Consider the following 17,916-nt stretch of genomic DNA (forward strand, 5'->3'; position numbering starts at 1 on the left):
TGAATACCGGAGGTGGGGCTGCGGCAAACGCGGTTCCAGCAGAATGTCACATGTCGGCAACACGCTGTAGTGACTTGTCGACAAGTCAGCGCCGAAACTGCGCAGGAAACAGGGGGTGTGCGGCTTTTACGCCCCCGGAACAGGCCCGTTCGGGGTCTACCCGTTCTGGTTACGCCTCGATCCTGTTTGCGGACCTCAGTCGGGCGAAACTTCTGGCCAGAAGCCTTGACACGTGCATCTGGGAGACACCGAGTTCGGCACTGATCTGAGACTGGGTCAGGTTGTTGTAGTAGCGCAGCAGCAGGATGCGCTGTTCGCGCTCGGGCAGCTGGACGAGCAGATGCCGTACGAGGTCGCGGTGTTCGACCCCGGCGAGCGCCGGGTCCTCGTAGCCGAGCCGGTCCAGCAGACCGGGCAGCCCGTCACCTTCCTGGGCCGCCTCCAGCGAGGTCGCGTGGTAGGAGCGGCCCGCCTCGATGCAGGCGAGCACCTCGTCCTCGGAGATCTTCAGCCGCTCGGCGATCTCGGCGGTGGTCGGCGAGCGCCCGTGGGCGGTCGTCAGGTCCTCCGTCGCGCCGGTGACCTGGACCCAGAGCTCGTGCAGCCGGCGCGGCACGTGCACCGTCCGCACGTTGTCCCGGAAGTAGCGCTTGATCTCGCCGACCACGGTGGGCATGGCGAAGGTGGGGAACTGGACGCCGCGTTCCGGGTCGAAGCGGTCGATGGCGTTGATCAGGCCGATGGTGCCGACCTGGACGACGTCCTCCATCGGCTCGTTGCGGCTGCGGAAGCGGGCCGCGGCGTACCGCACGAGCGGCAGGTTCGCCTCGATCAGGGCCGTGCGCACCCTGTGGTGCTCCGGGGTCCCCGGTTCGAGGTCCTTGAGCCGCCCGAAGAGCACCTGGGTGAGGGCCCGGGTGTCCGCGCCCCGCGTCCTGGCGGGCGTGGTGGGGTCGGGCGTCTCGGTCTGGATGTCGTCCGTCTGGACGTTCTGGGGCGGGACTTGAGGCGCTGTACTGGCCGGCACGGTGTCGCCACCCCTTTGCGGTCAACTACGGTCAACTCATCCGTCAAAAGCGGTCATAGCATCACAAGACATGTCCACTGTGTGCAAGCACCGCATAGAGTCGTGTTGGGCATGTTTTGGTTTAAACATGCCGAAAAGCCCCTCTCCTGAAAGGGAGGGGCCTGCGGGACCGGATGTCCGAAAAAATCAGAAGGGGTAGTCGGCGATCACCCAAGTGGCGAACGCGCGCCACTGCCCGGCCGCCGCCTGGTGCTCCGGGTGCTCGACGTACCGCTTGAGCGCGTCCTCGTCGGCGACCGCGGAGTTGATGGCGAAGTCGTAGGCGATCGGCCGGTCGGTGATGTTCCAGGCGCACTCCCAGAACTCCAGCTCGGGGATCTTCCCGCCGAGCTCCCTGAACGCCTTCTCGCCCGCGACGACCCGCGGATCGTCCCGCTCGACGCCGTCGTTCAGCTTGAACAGGACCAGGTGGCGGATCATGGGGTTCTCCTACTTCACGAGCTCGGACATGAAGTCTCCGACGCCCTCGGCTGCGCTCGAAATACCTTCGAAGCCTACTTGGACGAGGTCGGCCGCCCGCTCGGGAGACGTGATGATCGTGTACAGCACGAAGACCACAACCATGTAGAGCGCGATCTTCTTCGCTTGCGCCACGGCCTCTTCTCTCCCTCTCGATCACCTGTGCAGTCGGGTGATTCTAGCCGCACGTATGGCCGTATCCGCTGGCTGTTTCCGATCACTGATGTGGCTTTTAGGGTCGAAGGGCCCGTCGATTCAGGCCCTTTGCCCGGCGGTGCGGCTTACGTCGAGGAGGAGGATGGGCAGTGAGCCCGCAGCACCGACAGGAATGCGCGGGCAGAGGAACGGGACCTCCACGAGGTCCGCACCGCGCGACTTCCCCCTGACCGCGGCGAGGACCCTCCGGTCACCGTTCTCACCGGGGGAAGCGGCTTGTCCCCCCGATGCCGCTTCCCCCGACCTGACGCCCGAAGGGCCCGGCGCACACGCCGGGCCCTTCGTCGTCGTACGTCCGGGTGCGGGTCAGTCCTTCCGGAGGCCGACCCCGCCGGGGGCGGTGTCCTGGACGCCGGAGTCGTCACCGGTCCGGGGCGACGGCACGACGACGGCGTCGGCCACGGCGGCCTCCTCGGCCGCGAGCCGCTCCATGCCGCTCGTCGTCTTGAGGGGCTTCTCCTTGACGAAGAGGACCGTGAGCAGGGCGAGGAAGGCGAACGGCGTGGCGATGAGGAACAGGTCGCCGGTCGCGACGCCGTACGCGTGCTCGACGATGTTCTTCAGCGGCTCGGGCAGCGTGGTCATGTCGGGCACCGCACTGCTGTGGCCGCCGCCGGTCACCGGGAGCCCGCTCTCCGCGAGCCCCTTGGTCATCTCGCTGGCCACCCGGTTGGCGAGGATCGCGCCGAGGACGCTCGTGCCGATGGTGCCCCCGAGGCTGCGGAAGAACGACAGCACGGAGGTCGCGGCGCCCAGCTCGTGCGCGGGCACGTCGTTCTGCGCGGCGAGCACGAGGTTCTGCATCAGCATGCCGACGCCGATGCCCATCAGCGCCATGTAGATGCTGAGCAGACCGAAGTGGGTGTCGGCGTCGATGGTCGACAGCAGGCCGAGGCCCGCCATCATCACGACGGCGCCTGCGACGAGGTAGGCCTTCCACTTGCCGGTCGCGGAGATGATCTGCCCGGCGACCGTCGAGGACACCAGCAGACCGCCGATCATCGGGAGGCTCATGAGCCCCGCGACGGTCGGGGTCTTGCCCAGCGAGATCTGGAAGTACTGGGACAGGAAGACGGTTCCGGCGAACATCGCGATACCGACGAAGAAGCTCGCCAGGGTCGTGAGCGTGACGGTGCGGTTGCGGAAGATGTCCAGCGGGATGATCGGCTCGGCGGCCCGGGACTCGACGAAGACCGCCGCGGTGAGCAGCACGACGCCGGTGGCCACCAGTGCGGCCGTCTGCCAGGACGCCCAGTCGAAGCTGTTGCCGGCGAGCGAGGTCCAGATCAGCAGCGCGCAGACGCCGGCCACGATCAGGAAGGCGCCCAGCCAGTCGATCCTGACCTCACGGCGCACGGTCGGCAGCTTCAGGGTGCGCTGGAGCAGCACGATCCCGGCCAGTGCGAACGGCACGCCGATGAAGAAGCACCAGCGCCAGCCGAGCCACGAGGTGTCCACGAGGACGCCGCCGATCAGCGGACCGGCGACGGTTCCGACGGCGAAGACGGCGCCGAAGATTCCCGCGTACTTGCCGAGGCGGCGCGGCGGGATGATCGCGGCCATCACGATCTGGGCCAGCGCCGTCAGACCACCGGCGCCGATGCCCTGGATGACACGGCTGACGATGAGGGTGACGACGTCCTGGGAGAAGCCGGCCACCAGCGAACCGACCACGAACAGGGCGAGCGAGAGCTGGAGCAGCAGCTTCTGGTTGAAGAGGTCGGCGAGCTTGCCCCAGAGCGGCACGGTGGCCGTCATGGCGAGCAGCTCGGAGGTCACGACCCAGGTGTACGAGGACTGGCTCGCACCGAGGTCGGCGATGATCCGCGGCAGGGCGTTGGCGACGACCGTACCCGCGAGGATGGCGACGAACATGCCCGCCATCAGGCCGGACATCGCCTGGAGTATCTGCCGGTTGGTCATGGAGGTGGGCGCCTGTCCGGGCGCCTCGGTTGCGGTCACGGAGTCCTTCTTCGGTGCGTGATCAGAACAGGGGTAGGGGGTGGGGGAAGAGGCCGGCGGTGGGGGCCGGCTTACTCCGTCGGCCGCGGGAGGCCGCGTGCCAGGTGGACGAAGGCCTCCTGGAAGGCGTCCGCGAGCACGGTGTCCTCGGGGTGGTCGCAGCCGTGCTCGAAGGCGACCCGCAGGGCGGTGTGGCTGACGGCGGCGAGGAGCCGGGGGTAGATACCCGTGTCCCCGGTGCCTTCCGCGCCGGCGGGCCGGGTGGCGTCGAGCCACTCGGTGAGGGTGGCCGCCAGGGCCCGTTCGTCCGCCACATGGGCGTTGAGGCCGCGCTGGATGAGATGAGGCGACCGCTGCAGCACCTTGGACTGCAGGGCCCACAGCTCCTGGCGGTCCTCGAAGCCGTCCAGTTCGGCGACGAACGCCTCCCGGACGGCGTCGAGCGGTGTCCGGTCGGCGGGGGCGCGGCGCACGGACTCCCTGATCCGCTCGCCGATCTCACCGTCGATCAGGACGAACGCGTCGTCGTGGCTCGGGAAGTAGTTGAAGAACGTCCTGGGTGAGACACCGGCCGCCTCGCTGATGGCCTCGACCGTGACGTTCTCCACCCCGTGCTCGGCGGCGAGACGCACGGCCGCTTCCGCGATGGCGTTGCGCGTGGCCTGCTTCTTGCGTTCCCGCAGCCCGGGTACGGAGGTCGTCGTCTTCGGCACAACGTGCATGGTAGGCAAAGATGCACGGCCTGCAAAATTATTTCGGAGGGGCGCGACGGCCGCCCGGAGGCCGTGCCGCGCGCACCGGGACCCCCGTCCGTCCGCCATCCGTCTGCGGCAACGTGCCGGCAGCGGAACTGAGGCGGAACGCAGAGAAGGGACCGACCCAAGCGGGTCGGTCCCTTCATCCATCTGCGGTAGCGGAGGGATTTGAACCCTCGGTGAGTTTCCCCACACTCGCTTTCGAGGCGAGCTCCTTCGGCCGCTCGGACACGCTACCGAGAGAGAGCTTAGACCATGCCGGGCCCTGGTTCGAAATCCGTTACGCGGCGACCCGCCCGAGCGCCCGTCGTGCGGGGTCAGCGGTCCCGGAAGAACGAGGTCAACAGGCCCGCGCAGACGTCCTCCAGGACGCCGTGGATCACCTCGGGGCGGTGGTTGAGCCTGCGGTCGCGTACGACGTCCCAGAGTGAACCGGCGGCTCCGGCCTTCTCGTCCCGCGCCCCATAGACCACCCGGCCGATCCGGGACTGGACGAGTGCGCCCGCGCACATCGTGCAGGGCTCCAGGGTGACGACCAGCGTGCAGCCGGTCAGCCGCCAGCTGCCCAGGGCGGCGGCGGCGCGGCGCAGGGCGAGCACCTCGGCGTGCGCCGTGGGGTCGCCGGTCGCCTCGCGCTCGTTGTGCCCGGCGGCGAGCAGGGCGCCGTCCGGGCCGAGGACGACGGCGCCGACCGGCACATCGCCGGCCGGCGCCGCCTGCGCGGCCTCGTCCAGAGCTTGGCGCATGGCTGCCTGCCACGGGTCCCGTACGGGATCGGGGGGAGGCGGTGAGGAGGGGGTGGGTGGTGGAGCGTTCACCCGCGGACCCTAACGGACGGCCTCCAGGACCTCGGACGCTCCCAGCGCGTCCGCGATCTCCACCAGCGCGTCGGTGCGCAGGGTCAGCAGATCCTTCTCGGACACCCCGAGGTCGGCCAGCACCCCGAGATCGCCCAGCGGCCCCGCCGGTACGGCGTCGGGGTCGTCCTCCAGATCGGTTTCGGTGACAGCGGCGCCGGACGGGCCTCCGGCGCTGTCGTCCTCGTCCGGCTCGCCGTCCTCCGTACCGTCGAGGTCCACGAGCTCCTCGAGTGCGGCGATCTCGTCCTCGGCCCCCGGTTCTCGGCCGAGCAGTTCATCGGTGAGCAGGATCTCCCCGTACGAGGAGCGGGCGGCGGCGGACGCGTCCGAGATGTAGATACGGGGGTCCTCCTCTCCGTCCACCCGGACGACGCCGAACCAGGCGTCCTCCTGCTCGATGTAGACGAGGACCGTGTCCTCGTCCACCGAGGCCTCACGGGCCAGATCCGTCAGGTCGGACAGGGTTTCCACATCGTCGAGCTCTGTATCGCTCGCTTCCCACCCGTCTTCGGTGCGCGCGAGCAGTGCGGCGAAGTACACCGTGACTCTCCCACTGGTCATAGGTGAATCGGTCCGACGGGAGGGCAGACGGTCATCCGGCTGCTCTGGGCCCCGCCCAATCGGCATCGTGGCAGAAACGAGCGCGATGCGAGACCTCTTCGACCGTTGCGTCGGCCATCAGTTCCTGGAGCGTCCGCCGGTGGAAGGTATCCGCCGGCGTCCTCGGGAGGGGTTCCCGCGCGTCCTCGGACGCCCGTCACCAGCGGAACGTACGCATCCGCATCTGTTGGCGCATACGGGCCGCGCGGGCGCGGCGCGGCTGAACCCGGTCGCGGAGCTGCTTCGCCTCGTGGAGCTCGCGGAGGAACTGGGCGCGTCGTCTCCGGCGGGCCGCGTCACTCTCCTGCGCGTCCGTCACGTTCTCCTGCGCGTCGGGCAGGTCGCGCGCGTCGCGTCCGGCCTGCCGCTCTCTTCGCTGCTCCCCGTCGGGCAATCGACACACCACCCCAAACCTGGGTCCGTATGCCCCCACCTTCCCCCCGAACAGGTGCTTGATGCCAGTGCGGACCTGCGAGAGGCCGCTCCGTGGCCCGGCTACTGTGGAAGGCATGCGGATCCACGTCGTCGACCACCCGCTGGTGGCGCACAAACTCACCACGCTGCGCGACAAGCGCACCGACTCCCCGACCTTCCGGCGGCTCGCCGACGAACTGGTCACCCTTCTCGCCTACGAGGCCACCAGGGATGTGCGGACCGAGCAGGTCGACATCGAGACCCCGGTGACGCCCACGACCGGTGTGAAGCTGTCCCACCCGCGTCCCCTGGTCGTGCCGATCCTGCGTGCGGGTCTCGGCATGCTGGACGGCATGGTGCGGCTGCTCCCGACCGCCGAGGTCGGCTTCCTGGGCATGATCCGCAACGAGGAGACGCTCCAGGCGGAGACGTACGCGACGCGGATGCCCGAGGACCTCTCCGGTCGTCAGGTCTACGTCCTGGACCCGATGCTGGCCACCGGAGGCACACTCGTCGCGGCCATCCGGGAGCTGATCAAGCGCGGCGCGGACGACGTCACCGCGGTCGTGCTGCTCGCGGCGCCCGAGGGCGTCGAGGTGATGGAGCGCGAGCTCGCCGGCACGCCTGTGACGGTCGTCACCGCCTCGGTCGACGAGCGGCTCAACGAGAACGGCTACATCGTGCCGGGGCTCGGTGACGCGGGCGACCGGATGTACGGCACCGTCGACTGACCCGGACCGTCCCGCCCGGTGCCGCGGCGGCCGGAGTTCCGGTGTCCCGGAGCGTCAGCAGGTCGACGGCGCCGGGGACGGCTTCGTCAGGGCGGTGAGCGCCGTCGCCGCGGCGGCGGGAGTGCTGAACGCCTTGAACTTCGTACCGATGATCAGATCGACGTCCGCCGTGCTGCGGGTGTCGGTCTTCGTCGCGGCGCCGGGCAGCTGGGTGCCGAGCACCGGGAACGAGCCGTTCATGGCCGTCGGGCCGCCGAGCAGTATGCCGGTGCCGGGGACCTTCTTGTCGTACGCGGCGGGGGCGTTGTCCACCTTGCCGATGGCGAAGCCGCGCTTCTTCAGCTCGTCCGCGGCGGCCTTGGCCAGCCCGCTGCGGGGCGTCGCGTTGTAGATGTTGACCTTGATCGCCGCGGGCTTCGGGAGCGCCTTCACGGGCGTCGAGGCGGTCGGCGAGGGGCAGGTCTTCGGGCGGGCCGCCGCGTTGGCCGTCCCGTCCCCGCCGGTGAACACGTCGATGAGCTGGAGCGTGCCCCAACCGGCCAGTCCCAGGGCCACCACGGCGGCGCCCGCCGAGAGGACCAGCTTGCGGCGATTCCGGGGGCGGCGCATGCGCGGGTAGGTGTTGCCCGTGATGCGGTACTTTCCGCCCATGCCGGGAGGAGTCAGCATGCTCATGGGCGCAGCGTAGTGCGACCTGGTGGCGATGCCTACTAAACGATCAACCTATGGCACCCATCCGAGCATAAAAGCACTCGAAAGGCCCGAAATGCTCCACGGGTGGGAGTGGCGGGTTCAGCCCAGCTCCAGCACGCGCGCGTGCAGCACCTGACGCTGCTGCAGGGCGGCGCGCACGGCGCGGTGCAGTCCGTCCTCGAGGTACAGATCGCCCTGCCACTTCACGACGTGGGCGAACAGGTCGCCGTAGAACGTCGAGTCCTCGGCGAGGAGGGTCTCGAGGTCCAGCTGGCCCTTGGTGGTCACCAGCTGGTCGAGGCGGACCGGACGCGGCGCGACATCCGCCCACTGTCGGGTGCTTTCCCGGCCGTGGTCGGGATATGGCCGCCCATTTCCGATGCGCTTGAAGATCACACGGAAAGCCTACCGGGCAAGGGCCCCCGGGCGCAGCCAGGGAACCGGACCGTAATGCCGGGCAAAGCTGGAGCAAACGCATGAAAACATCGCGTGCCTCCGTCACCTTTCCGACGGCTCCGGCGGGCGGTTCCGGCGGCGTCGGCCGTCGTCCCGGGGCGCCCGGTGGGTCGCTCCGCGGGCGGTGGGCGTGGCCCACGGCCCGCGGAGCGCGGCATCATCCGAACGAGAGAGCCCGGAGTCGTGCCGGACCCTGGGGCGGGGCGGACTCGCCCTAGCTCGTCAGGCCGTGCGCGTGGCCCTCGCGCAGGGTGCCCTCGGTGCGGGGCTCGTCGGACGCGGCGGCCGGGGCCGGGCGGGTCAGGGAGCTCAGGTCGTAGGCGTAGGTGCCCACGGCGTTGGCGATCACATCGATGTTGGTGTCGAAGTGCGCCATGTCCACGTTGTCCAGGTCGTCGCAGGCCGCGTGGTAGCAGGGGTCGTAGGCGACACCCGCCGTGCCGCCGTACGTCTTCGCCTCGGCGGCCGTCTTGATGCCCTCGGCGCCCGTGTCCGTACCGCCCGACGGGATGCCGACCTCGATGAACGGCCCGTAGTCGGAGCGCCCGGTGAAGTCGGCGCCGGAGTGCGGCTGGGACCTGCTGTCCAGGAACGCGTTGATGTCGTTCTCCAGCTGCGCGGAGCCCTCGGGGCCCGGTCCCTCGCCGACACCGTCGGAGTTGTCGCCGTCGAAGACGAACTGCACCCCGTTCGGGGAGGCGATCATGTCGAAGTTGAGGTAGAGCGCGATGTTCTCGCGCTGCGCCTCGGAGAGCTTCGTGACGTACGCCTCCGAGCCCAGCAGCCCGTTCTCCTCCGCCGACCACCAGGCGAAGCGGACCTTGTTGGCGGGGGTGCGGTGGGACTTGGCCAGTTCCAGGGCGACTTCGAGGAGCCCGGCCGAGCCGGACGCGTTGTCGTTGATGCCGGGGCCGTCGGTGACCGAGTCGAGGTGCGCGCCGAGCATGACCGTCTTCGACGCGTTCCCGCCGCGGGTCTCGGCGACGACGTTGCGGGTGGTGCGCTCCTCCTGGAGCTCGCGGATCTCGAAGGAGACCTTCACCTCGCCCCCGGCCAGGTCCGCGACGAGCTTCTTCCCCTCGTCCTGGGTGAGACCGCCGGTGGGGATCTTCCCGGCGTCCGCGCCGCCCAGCGTCCCGGAGAGGACTCCTTCGGTGTTGTTGTAGATCACCGCGCCCACGGCTCCCGCCGCCCCCGCCGCCGCCTGCTTCTCGGCGAACGAGCAGCCGCCCCGCTTGATCAGGGCGATCCTGCCGGTGAAGTCGGCGGCCGCGTAGTCCGCCGCCTCGCAGCCGGTGGTGTCGTCCGTGGGGACGGCGGTGAGGGCCGCCGTGATGCCGCCCTCCGGGGTGGACGGGGTGTACGTCATCGCCCTGATGTCGACGTCGCGCGGCGTGGGGGAGACCACGGCGAGCTTCTCGGCGAGCGTCTCGGTGTAGACGAATGCGAACGACTGGTAGGCGACGCGGTAGCCGGCCTTCTTCAGCAGCTGGTGGACATAGGCGGCGGAGGCGTCGTGCCCGAGTGAGCCGGCCGCGCGGTGGCCCTCCGCCGAGTCGGCTATCGCCTGGAACCGCTCCAGGTGGCGGTAGGCGTCCTTCGCGGAGGAGCGTTCGACCAGCTTCCGCGAGAGCTTGGCGGCGTCCTTGGCCGGGTCGTGCGACGCGTGCCCCTGGTGGGGGGACGCGCCGAGGAGGAGCGGTGCGGCCAGGGCGGTGGCGGCCACAACAGCCATGGCTCTGCGACGAGTTGCGTGCACAGGAGTCCTTCCGGTGTGAACGGATGTGGGGGAAAGCTAGCGATCCGGCTGCCGTCTGTGAACAGTGCGAGGCGTTTCCCGATCAGGTTCCTGGCCCGTTCCCGATCAGATGCCTGCTGTCCGCCGCTCGGGTGCCCGGCTGCCGCCCTTCGGGTTCCGGAGCGGCCACCCGGTCATGTGGATCTGGCTGCCGCCCTGGCGGCGGCCTTCGCCTGCTGCTTGTACGCCCGTACCTCGGAGAGTGACTCCGGTCCGGTGATGTCGGCCACCGACCGGTGCGAGCCCTCCTCCCCGTACGCCCCGGCGGCCTCCCGCCAGCCCGTCGGCCGTACGTCGAACTGCTTGCCCAGCAGGGCCAGGAAGATCTGCGCCTTCTGCGTGCCGAACCCGGGCAGAGCGTTGAGCCGTTTCAGCAGCTCGGCGCCGGTGGCGGCGTCCGCCCAGACCGCTTCGGCCCGCCCGTCGTACTCGGCCACCAGGTACTGGCACAGCTGCTGGACCCGCTTGGCCATGGAGCCCGGATAGCGGTGCAGGGCGGGTTTCCCGGTGAACAGTTCGGTGAACGCCTCCGGGTCGTACTCGGCGATCCTGTGGGCGTCCAGGTCGTCCGACCCCATGCGCTGCGCCAGCGTGAGCGGGCCGGTGAACGCCCACTCCATCGGCACCTGCTGGTCCAGCAGCATGCCGACGAGGGCGGCCAGCGGACTGCGGCCGAGCAGTTCGTCCGCCTCGGGCTGCTGGGCGATCCTCACGGTGCGGGCCTTGCCGTCGTCGCTCTTGGTCATGTCTTCGATGATCGCGAGAGTCATGGGGATCGGCGACTCGTGTTCCCCGGGTGACCGGGACGACCCACAGGGACCGGAGCCCGGGGGCGGCGGCCCGTCCCACCGGTTCCGGGGACCCCGGGTCCGCGACTCCTCCCACCGGAACGAGAACCGGGAGTCCGGCGTCCGGGTGTCAGGCCCCGCCGTCGTCGGGCGCCGGCAGCAGCCTGGCCGCACGCATCCGCAGGTGGTGCGCCTCGGGCGGGCTGAGCGCGGCCCGCGGGCCGCCTCGTGCTCGTCGGCCCTCTCCAGCAGATGGGCCCGCACGGCGCCCGGCCTGTGGTGGCCCGCGAGCCGGTCCTCCAGGGCCTCCACGGCCGCCAGACCGGCCCGGGGCCCCGCACCATGGCGAGGGCCACGGCTCTGCTCAGCTCCGCCATCGGCGCGGGGGCGCGGTGCACGAGGAGGTCGTACAGGGCGAGGTGGCGCGGCAGGTCCTCGATTCGGGTCTCACCACGGTTCACCTGTCGCCTCTCGTCCGGCTCCCTCAGGCGGCGGGGTCCGCGGGTCAGCAGCCGGCGCCGTCCATGATCGGCCGGATCACCACCGGGTAGACGGGCGCACCCTCGGGCTGCGGACACAGCGCGATGCGTGCGGCGATCTCGGTGACCCTCTCCAGACTCTCGCAGTCGAGCACCCAGTACCCGGCGAGTTGCTCCTTCGTCTCGCCGTACGGTCCGTCCGTGACCACCGGGCGGCCGTCGTCGCCGGGCAGCACAGAGCGGGTCCTTGCGGGCTCGGCCAGTCCGTTGCCTTCCACGATCTCGCCGGACTCCGCCAGATCGTTGTTGACCTCTTCCATGAAGGCGAACATCGCCTTCATGTCCTTCTCGCTCCACGCCGGGCTCTCCGCCGACGGCTTGCCCGCCATGGCTTCGTAGTCGGCCTGAGAGCCCTGAATCATGACCAGGTACTTCATGGTGTCGCTCCTCCGTCTCCTGCCGCCGCCCCGTGCGGGCGGCTTTCACAGGGGACGTCGGGGCCGGCGGCCCGTTCTCGACACCACGCGGGAAATTTCTCGGAATCACTCCGCCGCGCAGGCGGAAGCACGCCCCCCGTAGAGTTCGGCTGCGTCGTCCCACCAACCCCGAGGTACCGTCCGTGTCCCCCGCAGCACCCCAGTCCGCCGTCCCGGCGACCCCGTCCGCAGTGAGCGTCGTGGGGATCGGTGCCGACGGCTGGACCGGGCTTTCCGGGGCGGCGCGCGCGGTGCTCCTGGACGCCGAGGTGCTGATCGGCGGTGAGCGCCAGCTCGGGCTGCTCCCGCCGGAGTGCGCCGGCCGGCGCGTGTCCTGGCCGTCACCCCTGCGGCCGGCCGTGCGCGGTCTCCTCGCCGAGCACGGGGGGCGCAGGACCGCCGTGCTGGCCAGCGGAGACCCCATGTTCTACGGCATCGGACGGGCGCTCACCGAGGAGCTGGGCGCGGGGATGCTCCGCATCCTGCCGCACCCGTCCTCGGTGTCGTACGCCTGCGCCCGGCTCGGCTGGCCGGTGGAGGACACGGAGACGGTCACGCTCGTCGGCCGGCCGGCGGCCCGGCTGGCCGCCGCGCTGCACGAAGGGCGCCGGCTGCTGGTCCTTTCCGCGGACGCGTTCACGCCCGCCGCCGTGGCCGCCCTGCTGCGGGAACACGGCTTCGGACCCAGCCGGATGCGGGTGCTCGAACAGCTCGGCGGCACCGCCGAGGACTGCTCGGAGGGCACGGCGGACACCTGGGAGCATCCGCCGGGCGACCCCCTCAACGTCATCGCGGTCGACTGCCGGAGCACCCCGGAGGCCCTGCGCCTGGGAGCCGTGCCCGGGCTGCCCGACGAGGCGTACGAGCACGACGGGCAGCTCACCAAGCGCCATGTACGGGCGGCGACGCTCGGCGTTCTCGCGCCCGCTCCGGGTGAGTTGCTGTGGGACATCGGCGGGGGTTCCGGATCGATCGCGGCGGAGTGGATGCGGACCCATCCGTCCTGCCGTGCGGTCACCGTGGAGCGCGACCCGGTGCGGGCGCTGCGCATCACCCGCAACGCCGACCGGCTCGGCGTCCCCGGACTGCGTGTGGTCACCGGCCGGGCGCCGGACGCGCTGTCCGGACTGCCCGTGCCCGACGCCGTGTTCATCGGCGGCGGGCTCACGGCGCCCGGTCTGCTCGAAGCCTGCTGGGACGCGCTTCCGGCAGGCGGCAGGCTGGTCGCCAACACGGTCACGCTGGAGTCGGAGGCGCTGCTCGCCGAGTGGTACCGGCGGCTCGGCGGCGACCTGGTCCGACTCGCGGTCGCCCACGCGGTGCCGGTCGGGGGATTCACGGGCTGGCGCCAGGCGATGCCCGTCACGCAGTGGTCCGTACGGAAACCCGCCCCGGAGCCGCCGGCTGCCGCGCCCGCTTCCGTGCCGCCCGACGCCTCGCAGGTTTCCGTGCCGCCGGTCCCGCAGGCTTCCGTACCGCCCGACGCCTCATCGGCTTCCGAACCCTCGCACGCTCCAGGAGACGACAGATGACCGTGTACTTCATCGGCGCGGGCCCCGGTGCCGCCGACCTGATCACGGTGCGCGGTGCCCGCGTCCTCGCCGCCAGCCCGGTCTGCCTGTACGCGGGCAGCCTGGTGCCGCGCGAACTGCTCGCCGAATGCCCGCCGGAGGCCCGGCTGGTGGACACGGCCCAGCTCGACATCGACCAGATCACCGCCGAGCTGGTGCGCGCCCACGAGGAGGGACATGACGTCGCCCGGCTGCACTCCGGCGACCCGTCGGTCTTCAGCGCGGTGAACGAGCAGATGCGGCGGCTCGACGAGGCGGGCGTGCCGTACGAAGTGGTGCCCGGCGTACCCGCGTTCGCCGCCGCAGCGGCGGCGCTCAAGCGGGAGCTGACCGTGCCCACGGTCGGCCAGACCGTGATCCTCACCCGCATCGCCCAGCGGGCCACGGCGATGCCCGAGGGCGAGGACCTGGCCACGCTCGGCCGCAGCGGCGCGCTGATCGTGCTGCACCTCGCGGCGCGGTACGTGGACCGGGTGGTCGAGGAGCTGCTGCCGCACTACGGCGCGGACTGCCCCGCTGCCGTGGTGGCGATGGCCTCGCGCCCCGACGAGATCGTCCTGCGCGGAACCCTGGACGACATCGCGGAGCAGGTGAAGTCGGCAGGGGTGATCCGGACAGCGGTGATCATGGTCGGCCGGACGCTGGGCGCGGAGCAGTTCCGCGACAGCCACCTGTACTCCCCGGCCCGGGACCGCCACAGCTGCTGACGGGGCGGGCGGCCTGAGTCTGCCTCGGTGCCTCGGTGCCCAGGGCCTCAGCGGGTCAGCGCACCTCGCTGCGCCCCACGACCGTCCCCGCCCGGTCGATGCAGATCACGTCCACCGCCACCGGTGAGCCCCGCAGCACCGACAGCGCCTGGTCCCGTGCAGCAACGGCCACCAGGTCGCCCAGCGGCACACCGGCCGCCCTGCACAACTGCAGTGCCGCCAGACCGGTGTTTGCGGCCTCGATCTCCGCGGCCAGTGCCTCACTCGCGCCGCCCTGGAGCGCCAGCTTCGCCAGGAACGGCTTGTCGACCTGGGAGCGGCCCGAGTGCAGGTCCAGATGCCCGGCGGCGAGCTTGGACAGCTTGGCGAAACCGCCGCAGATGGTCAGCCGCTCCACCGGATGCCGGCGTACGTACTTCAGCACCGCGCCCGCGAAGTCGCCCATGTCGAGCAGTGCGATCTCCGGCAGACCGTACTCGGCCACCACCGTCTTCTCCGAGGTCGATCCCGTGCACCCCGCGACATGCCGGTGACCGGCGGCCCGGGCCACGTCCACGCCCCGGCGGATCGAGTCGATCCAGGCCGAGCAGGAGTACGGCACCACGATGCCCGTCGTACCCAGGATCGAGATCCCGCCGAGGATGCCCAGGCGAATGTTCCACGTGAAACGTGCGATCTCCTCGCCGTCGTCCACCGAGACCGTGATCTCGACGTCGCCCGTGCCGCCGTGCTCCTCCGCCACCCGGGCGACATGTTCACGCATCATCTGGCGGGGGACGGGGTTGATCGCGGGCTCCCCGACCTCCAGCGGCAGACCGGGCAGGGTCACCGTCCCCACTCCCGGACCGGCCCGGAACACCACCCCGGACCCGGCGGGCAGCAGCCGTACGGTGGACCGCACCAGTGCGCCGTGCGTGACATCGGGGTCGTCTCCCGCGTCCTTGACCACCCCCGCCGTGGCCTGCCCGTCGGCGAGCTCCTCCACCGCGAGAGCGAAGGCGGGGGTCTGGCCCCGGGGCAGGGTGATGGTCACCGGATCGGGAAACTCGCCGGTCAGCAGGGCCGTGTACGCGGCCGTGGTCGCCGCCGTCGCACAGGCACCGGTCGTCCATCCCGGACGCAGACCGGTGTGCTTGAGTTGGGCGGTGCGCCCGCCCTGCGCCTCACTGCTCATGGATGGACCGATCGATGCCCTTGCACATACTCGTCCTCGGCGGCACGACGGAGGCCCGTCGGCTCGCCGAGTCCCTGGTGGCCATGGACGGGATCAAGGTCACCAGCTCACTCGCGGGCCGTGTCGCCCAGCCGAAGCTCCCGCCGGGCGAGGTACGTGTCGGCGGCTTCGGCGGTGCCGAAGGCATGGCCGAGTGGCTCCGCGCACACCATGTGGATGCGGTCATCGACGCCACCCATCCCTTCGCCGGAACGATCAGTTTCAACGCGGCCTCGGCTGCCGCCGCTGTCCATGTTCCCCTGCTGGCTCTGCGGCGGCCCGGCTGGGTGCCCGTCGAGGGTGACCGGTGGCATGTCGCCGAGTCTCTCGCGGGGGCGGCGGAACTGCTGCCGGAGCTGGGCCGACGCGTCTTCCTCACCACCGGCCGGATGGGGCTGGCGGCGTTCGCCCCGCTGGACTCGCTCTGGTTCCTGATGCGCTCGGTGGACGCCCCCGAGGCCCCGTGTCCGGCGCGGATGGAGGTCCTGCTCGACCGGGGGCCGTTCTCCCTGGAGGGCGAGCGCGAGCTGATACGGCGGCATCGCGTCGATGTCCTCGTCACGAAGGACAGCGGTGGTGACGCGACGGCTCCCAAGCTCACCGCGGCCCGCGAGGCGGGCATTCCGGTGGTCGTGGTCCGGCGCCCACCCGTCCCGCCGGGTGTGCGGGTGGCGGGGACGCCGGAGGAGGCGATCACCCTGCTGGGCGCCCTCCTCCCGTGACGTGGTGCCTCCTCCTGTGACGTGGTGCCGAGGCCCTCGGGCCCGGCCCGTCGCCGAGCTCAGGCTTTTCCGGGGCCGTTCCTGACCGGTTGTCAGTGGTCGTGATTAACGTGGATCACCTACCCACCCACCGGCGTCGCGCATGGAGCGTGATACCAGGTCAGGAGCCGTTCATGCTTGCCACCTTCGCGGATTTCTCCGCCGTACCGGCCCATGTCTCCAACTGCGCGACGAGGTACGAGCAGTGCCGTGCCGCCTCCTCGCATCTGGTGATGGGCGCGGGCGCGTGGGTGGCCCTGGACTTCGAGGTGGACGGCGCGGAGACGATCGTCGAGGCCACGCTCAATGTGACCGCGCTGGCGTCCAAGCTGGGCCGCTCCCCCGGCCACGCGCCGGTCGATCTGGTGGTCAACGGCAAGGTGCTGGTGAGCGGCCTCACCGTGCCGGGCGGTGGAGATCTTCCCCAGGACAACGTGTTCGCCGTGCCGGGCGGGTTCCTGCTGCCGGGCACCAACACCCTGGAGATACGGATGGCGGGCGACGCGCGCAGTAATCTCTGGCTCTACCGCGTCACGCTCGACTCCGTCTACGAGCGCGGCCGTTCGGAGCGGGCGCTGGCTGCCCTTGCGGCCCGAGACACGGTCTTCGCCTACGCCACCGAGCGCCGCGCGCCCTTCACGTCGTCGTGGGAGCCGGGCCCGCGGCTGCTGTTCCACGTCGACCGGGGCGAGGAGTCGCTGCCGGCACAGCTGGGGTGGCGTGGTGCGGACGGCGCGGAGTCGGCGATCAGCTTCCAGTCGAACATGTCCGACTTCCACGGGCACCACCGTGCCGCCGACGGCTCACTCGCAGAGTTCCGCGGCAGGATCACCGGCCGCTGGGCCTTCCCCGAGGGGATCGAGGAGGCGCAGGTGTACAGGTTCCGCACGGAGGAGGGCTGGGGCGGCGGATGGCACGGCTCCGGCGAGCTGCGGCTCCTGGTGGACGACGGCTCGGGCCCCGTGGAGCGGGTGACCTGGCGAGACCAGCGGGGTAATTCCGGTGTGGCCGGGCTGCGTATCGCCCCTGGTGACGCGGAGGCCGCGCCGGACGTCACCGGGGCCGCGAGCGTGCTCGATGTGAGCGACGAGTTCAAGGCCGCGGGGGAGATCGCGGACAACCTGCTCTATGCCTCGGGGTCGAAGTGGCTCGCGGGCGTCCGCCAGGCCTGGGTGGAGTTCGGCTTCGACGCCCCCGTCGTCCTCACCTCGTACACCCTGGCCTCGGCCAACGACTTCCCGGACCGCGACCCCGAGGACTGGTTCCTCTACGGCTCCTCGGACGGCGACAGCTGGACCCAGCTCGACGCCCGGACGGGGGAGGACTTCGCGCGGCGCTTCCAGGCCAGGACGTTCCGGGTCACCGGCGACGCTGCTCCCTTCACCCGCTACCGCCTGGACATCATGGGCAACGGGGGCGCGGACGAGATACAGCTCTCCGGAGTGCGGTTCGCCGGTATCGCGCCCGCGGACTTCAGCGGCTACTACCAGCGGTACAACGAGGGCCCCATCGGCTACCGGGGAACGGCGCTGAACGCGCCGCGCATACCGGCCCCGGCGGCAGGGGGCGTCGACGAGGCCGATCGCGGGAGCGGTCTCGGGGCTGATCAGGGGACCGGGGCCGAGACCGGACTCGCGACCGAGGCCGGACAGGCGGCCCGGCTCGCGGCCGAGCTCGACCAAGCGGCCCGCAGCCTGGCCGAGGCCGCGCGGTCGATGGACAAGATGGCCACCTGGGTCCGGGACCGCTGACCTGGCCGTCACGCTGTCGGCAGGTCGGCAGGTCGGCAGGTCGGCAGGTCGGCAGGTCGGCAGGTCGGGCCGCCAGGCCGCCGGCCGGTGACCGTCCCGGCCGGTGACCGTCCCGGCCGGTGACCGTCCCGGCCGGTGA

19 protein-coding genes and 1 tRNA gene are annotated in these 17,916 nt (G+C 71.0%); 5 read left to right on the forward strand and 15 right to left on the reverse strand.

Going from position 1 to position 17,916, the window contains the following annotated elements; all coding sequences use genetic code 11:
• Positions 1–169: 169 nt before the first annotated feature.
• From AMK10_RS27635 to AMK10_RS27670, 9 genes are all read right to left on the reverse strand, one after another.
• Positions 170–1,027 carry an RNA polymerase sigma factor SigF gene (locus AMK10_RS27635; protein WP_073750855.1) on the reverse strand — a complete coding sequence of 286 codons (858 nt, stop codon included), beginning with the start codon at positions 1,025–1,027 and terminating at the stop codon, positions 170–172.
• Between the two features lie 186 nt (positions 1,028–1,213).
• The gene (locus AMK10_RS27640; RefSeq protein ID WP_073750857.1) at positions 1,214–1,507 is read right to left on the reverse strand and encodes a Dabb family protein; all 294 of its coding nucleotides are present in this window, start codon (positions 1,505–1,507) and stop codon (positions 1,214–1,216) included.
• A gap of 9 nt (positions 1,508–1,516) precedes the next feature.
• Positions 1,517–1,681, reverse strand: a complete 165-nt coding sequence (locus AMK10_RS37775; RefSeq protein WP_167526209.1) for a hypothetical protein — start codon at positions 1,679–1,681, stop codon at positions 1,517–1,519.
• Between the two features lie 387 nt (positions 1,682–2,068).
• Positions 2,069–3,685, reverse strand: coding sequence for an MDR family MFS transporter (locus AMK10_RS27645; RefSeq protein ID WP_107428520.1), 1,617 nt, complete (start codon positions 3,683–3,685; stop codon positions 2,069–2,071).
• Positions 3,686–3,795: 110 nt separating this feature from the next.
• Positions 3,796–4,446 carry a TetR family transcriptional regulator gene (locus tag AMK10_RS27650; protein ID WP_073750862.1) on the reverse strand — a complete coding sequence of 217 codons (651 nt, stop codon included), beginning with the start codon at positions 4,444–4,446 and terminating at the stop codon, positions 3,796–3,798.
• Positions 4,447–4,632: 186 nt separating this feature from the next.
• Positions 4,633–4,717: transfer RNA gene (locus tag AMK10_RS27655), tRNA-Ser, on the reverse strand.
• A 79-nt stretch (positions 4,718–4,796) separates the two neighbouring features.
• Entirely contained in the window at positions 4,797–5,225 is a 429-nt protein-coding gene (gene tadA, locus AMK10_RS27660; RefSeq protein ID WP_079180885.1) for a tRNA adenosine(34) deaminase TadA, read from the reverse strand.
• Positions 5,226–5,306: 81 nt separating this feature from the next.
• Positions 5,307–5,879 (reverse strand): tRNA adenosine deaminase-associated protein, encoded by a 573-nt coding sequence (locus AMK10_RS27665; protein WP_073750866.1) that lies wholly within the window; start codon positions 5,877–5,879, stop codon positions 5,307–5,309.
• 217 nt (positions 5,880–6,096) lie between these two features.
• Positions 6,097–6,333: a hypothetical protein gene (locus tag AMK10_RS27670; protein WP_073751059.1), complete on the reverse strand. Its 237-nt coding sequence runs from the start codon at positions 6,331–6,333 to the stop codon at positions 6,097–6,099.
• A gap of 115 nt (positions 6,334–6,448) precedes the next feature.
• On the opposite strand from AMK10_RS27670, the gene upp reads away from it, so the two are divergent.
• Positions 6,449–7,084: a uracil phosphoribosyltransferase gene (gene upp, locus AMK10_RS27675; RefSeq protein WP_073750868.1), complete on the forward strand. Its 636-nt coding sequence runs from the start codon at positions 6,449–6,451 to the stop codon at positions 7,082–7,084.
• A 54-nt stretch (positions 7,085–7,138) separates the two neighbouring features.
• On the opposite strand, the gene AMK10_RS27680 is transcribed toward upp, so the two are convergent.
• The 5 genes from AMK10_RS27680 to AMK10_RS27700 all read right to left on the reverse strand — a co-directional run bounded on the left by AMK10_RS27680 (position 7,139) and on the right by AMK10_RS27700 (position 11,735).
• Positions 7,139–7,735, reverse strand: a complete 597-nt coding sequence (locus AMK10_RS27680; protein ID WP_073750870.1) for a LytR C-terminal domain-containing protein — start codon at positions 7,733–7,735, stop codon at positions 7,139–7,141.
• 141 nt (positions 7,736–7,876) lie between these two features.
• A complete protein-coding gene (locus tag AMK10_RS27685; protein ID WP_003955420.1) occupies positions 7,877–8,173 on the reverse strand; it encodes a type II toxin-antitoxin system VapB family antitoxin in 297 nt (98 codons plus the stop codon).
• Between the two features lie 274 nt (positions 8,174–8,447).
• Complete coding sequence (locus AMK10_RS27690) at positions 8,448–9,968, reverse strand: M20/M25/M40 family metallo-hydrolase (protein WP_241839691.1); 1,521 nt, start codon at positions 9,966–9,968, stop codon at positions 8,448–8,450.
• Between the two features lie 197 nt (positions 9,969–10,165).
• Complete coding sequence (locus AMK10_RS27695; RefSeq protein ID WP_073751061.1) at positions 10,166–10,777, reverse strand: HhH-GPD-type base excision DNA repair protein; 612 nt, start codon at positions 10,775–10,777, stop codon at positions 10,166–10,168.
• A 547-nt stretch (positions 10,778–11,324) separates the two neighbouring features.
• The gene (locus AMK10_RS27700) at positions 11,325–11,735 is read right to left on the reverse strand and encodes a YciI family protein (protein WP_073750874.1); all 411 of its coding nucleotides are present in this window, start codon (positions 11,733–11,735) and stop codon (positions 11,325–11,327) included.
• 182 nt (positions 11,736–11,917) lie between these two features.
• On the opposite strand from AMK10_RS27700, the gene cbiE reads away from it, so the two are divergent.
• On the forward strand, positions 11,918–13,306 hold the full coding sequence (cbiE, locus tag AMK10_RS27705; RefSeq protein ID WP_079180887.1) for a precorrin-6y C5,15-methyltransferase (decarboxylating) subunit CbiE: 1,389 nt from the start codon (positions 11,918–11,920) through the stop codon (positions 13,304–13,306).
• The gene (gene cobM, locus AMK10_RS27710; protein ID WP_073750876.1) at positions 13,303–14,052 is read left to right on the forward strand and encodes a precorrin-4 C(11)-methyltransferase; all 750 of its coding nucleotides are present in this window, start codon (positions 13,303–13,305) and stop codon (positions 14,050–14,052) included. Before cbiE ends, cobM begins: the two co-directional genes overlap by 4 nt.
• Before the next feature lie 55 nt (positions 14,053–14,107).
• Here the strand turns inward: cobM and AMK10_RS27715 are convergent, their stop codons facing one another.
• A complete protein-coding gene (locus AMK10_RS27715; protein ID WP_073750877.1) occupies positions 14,108–15,226 on the reverse strand; it encodes a cobalt-precorrin-5B (C(1))-methyltransferase in 1,119 nt (372 codons plus the stop codon).
• A gap of 14 nt (positions 15,227–15,240) precedes the next feature.
• Here AMK10_RS27715 and AMK10_RS27720 point away from each other — a divergent pair, with 14 nt between their 5' ends.
• Together AMK10_RS27720 and AMK10_RS27725 are read left to right on the forward strand one after the other, a co-directional pair.
• Positions 15,241–15,987, forward strand: coding sequence for a cobalt-precorrin-6A reductase (locus AMK10_RS27720; protein ID WP_073750878.1), 747 nt, complete (start codon positions 15,241–15,243; stop codon positions 15,985–15,987).
• A gap of 173 nt (positions 15,988–16,160) precedes the next feature.
• A complete protein-coding gene (locus AMK10_RS27725) occupies positions 16,161–17,777 on the forward strand; it encodes an alpha-1,2-mannosidase (RefSeq protein ID WP_073750879.1) in 1,617 nt (538 codons plus the stop codon).
• The last annotated feature ends 139 nt before the right edge of the window (positions 17,778–17,916 follow it).

Origin of the sequence: Streptomyces sp. CB02058 (assembly GCF_001905505.1) — a bacterium.
GTDB lineage: Bacteria > Actinomycetota > Actinomycetes > Streptomycetales > Streptomycetaceae > Streptomyces.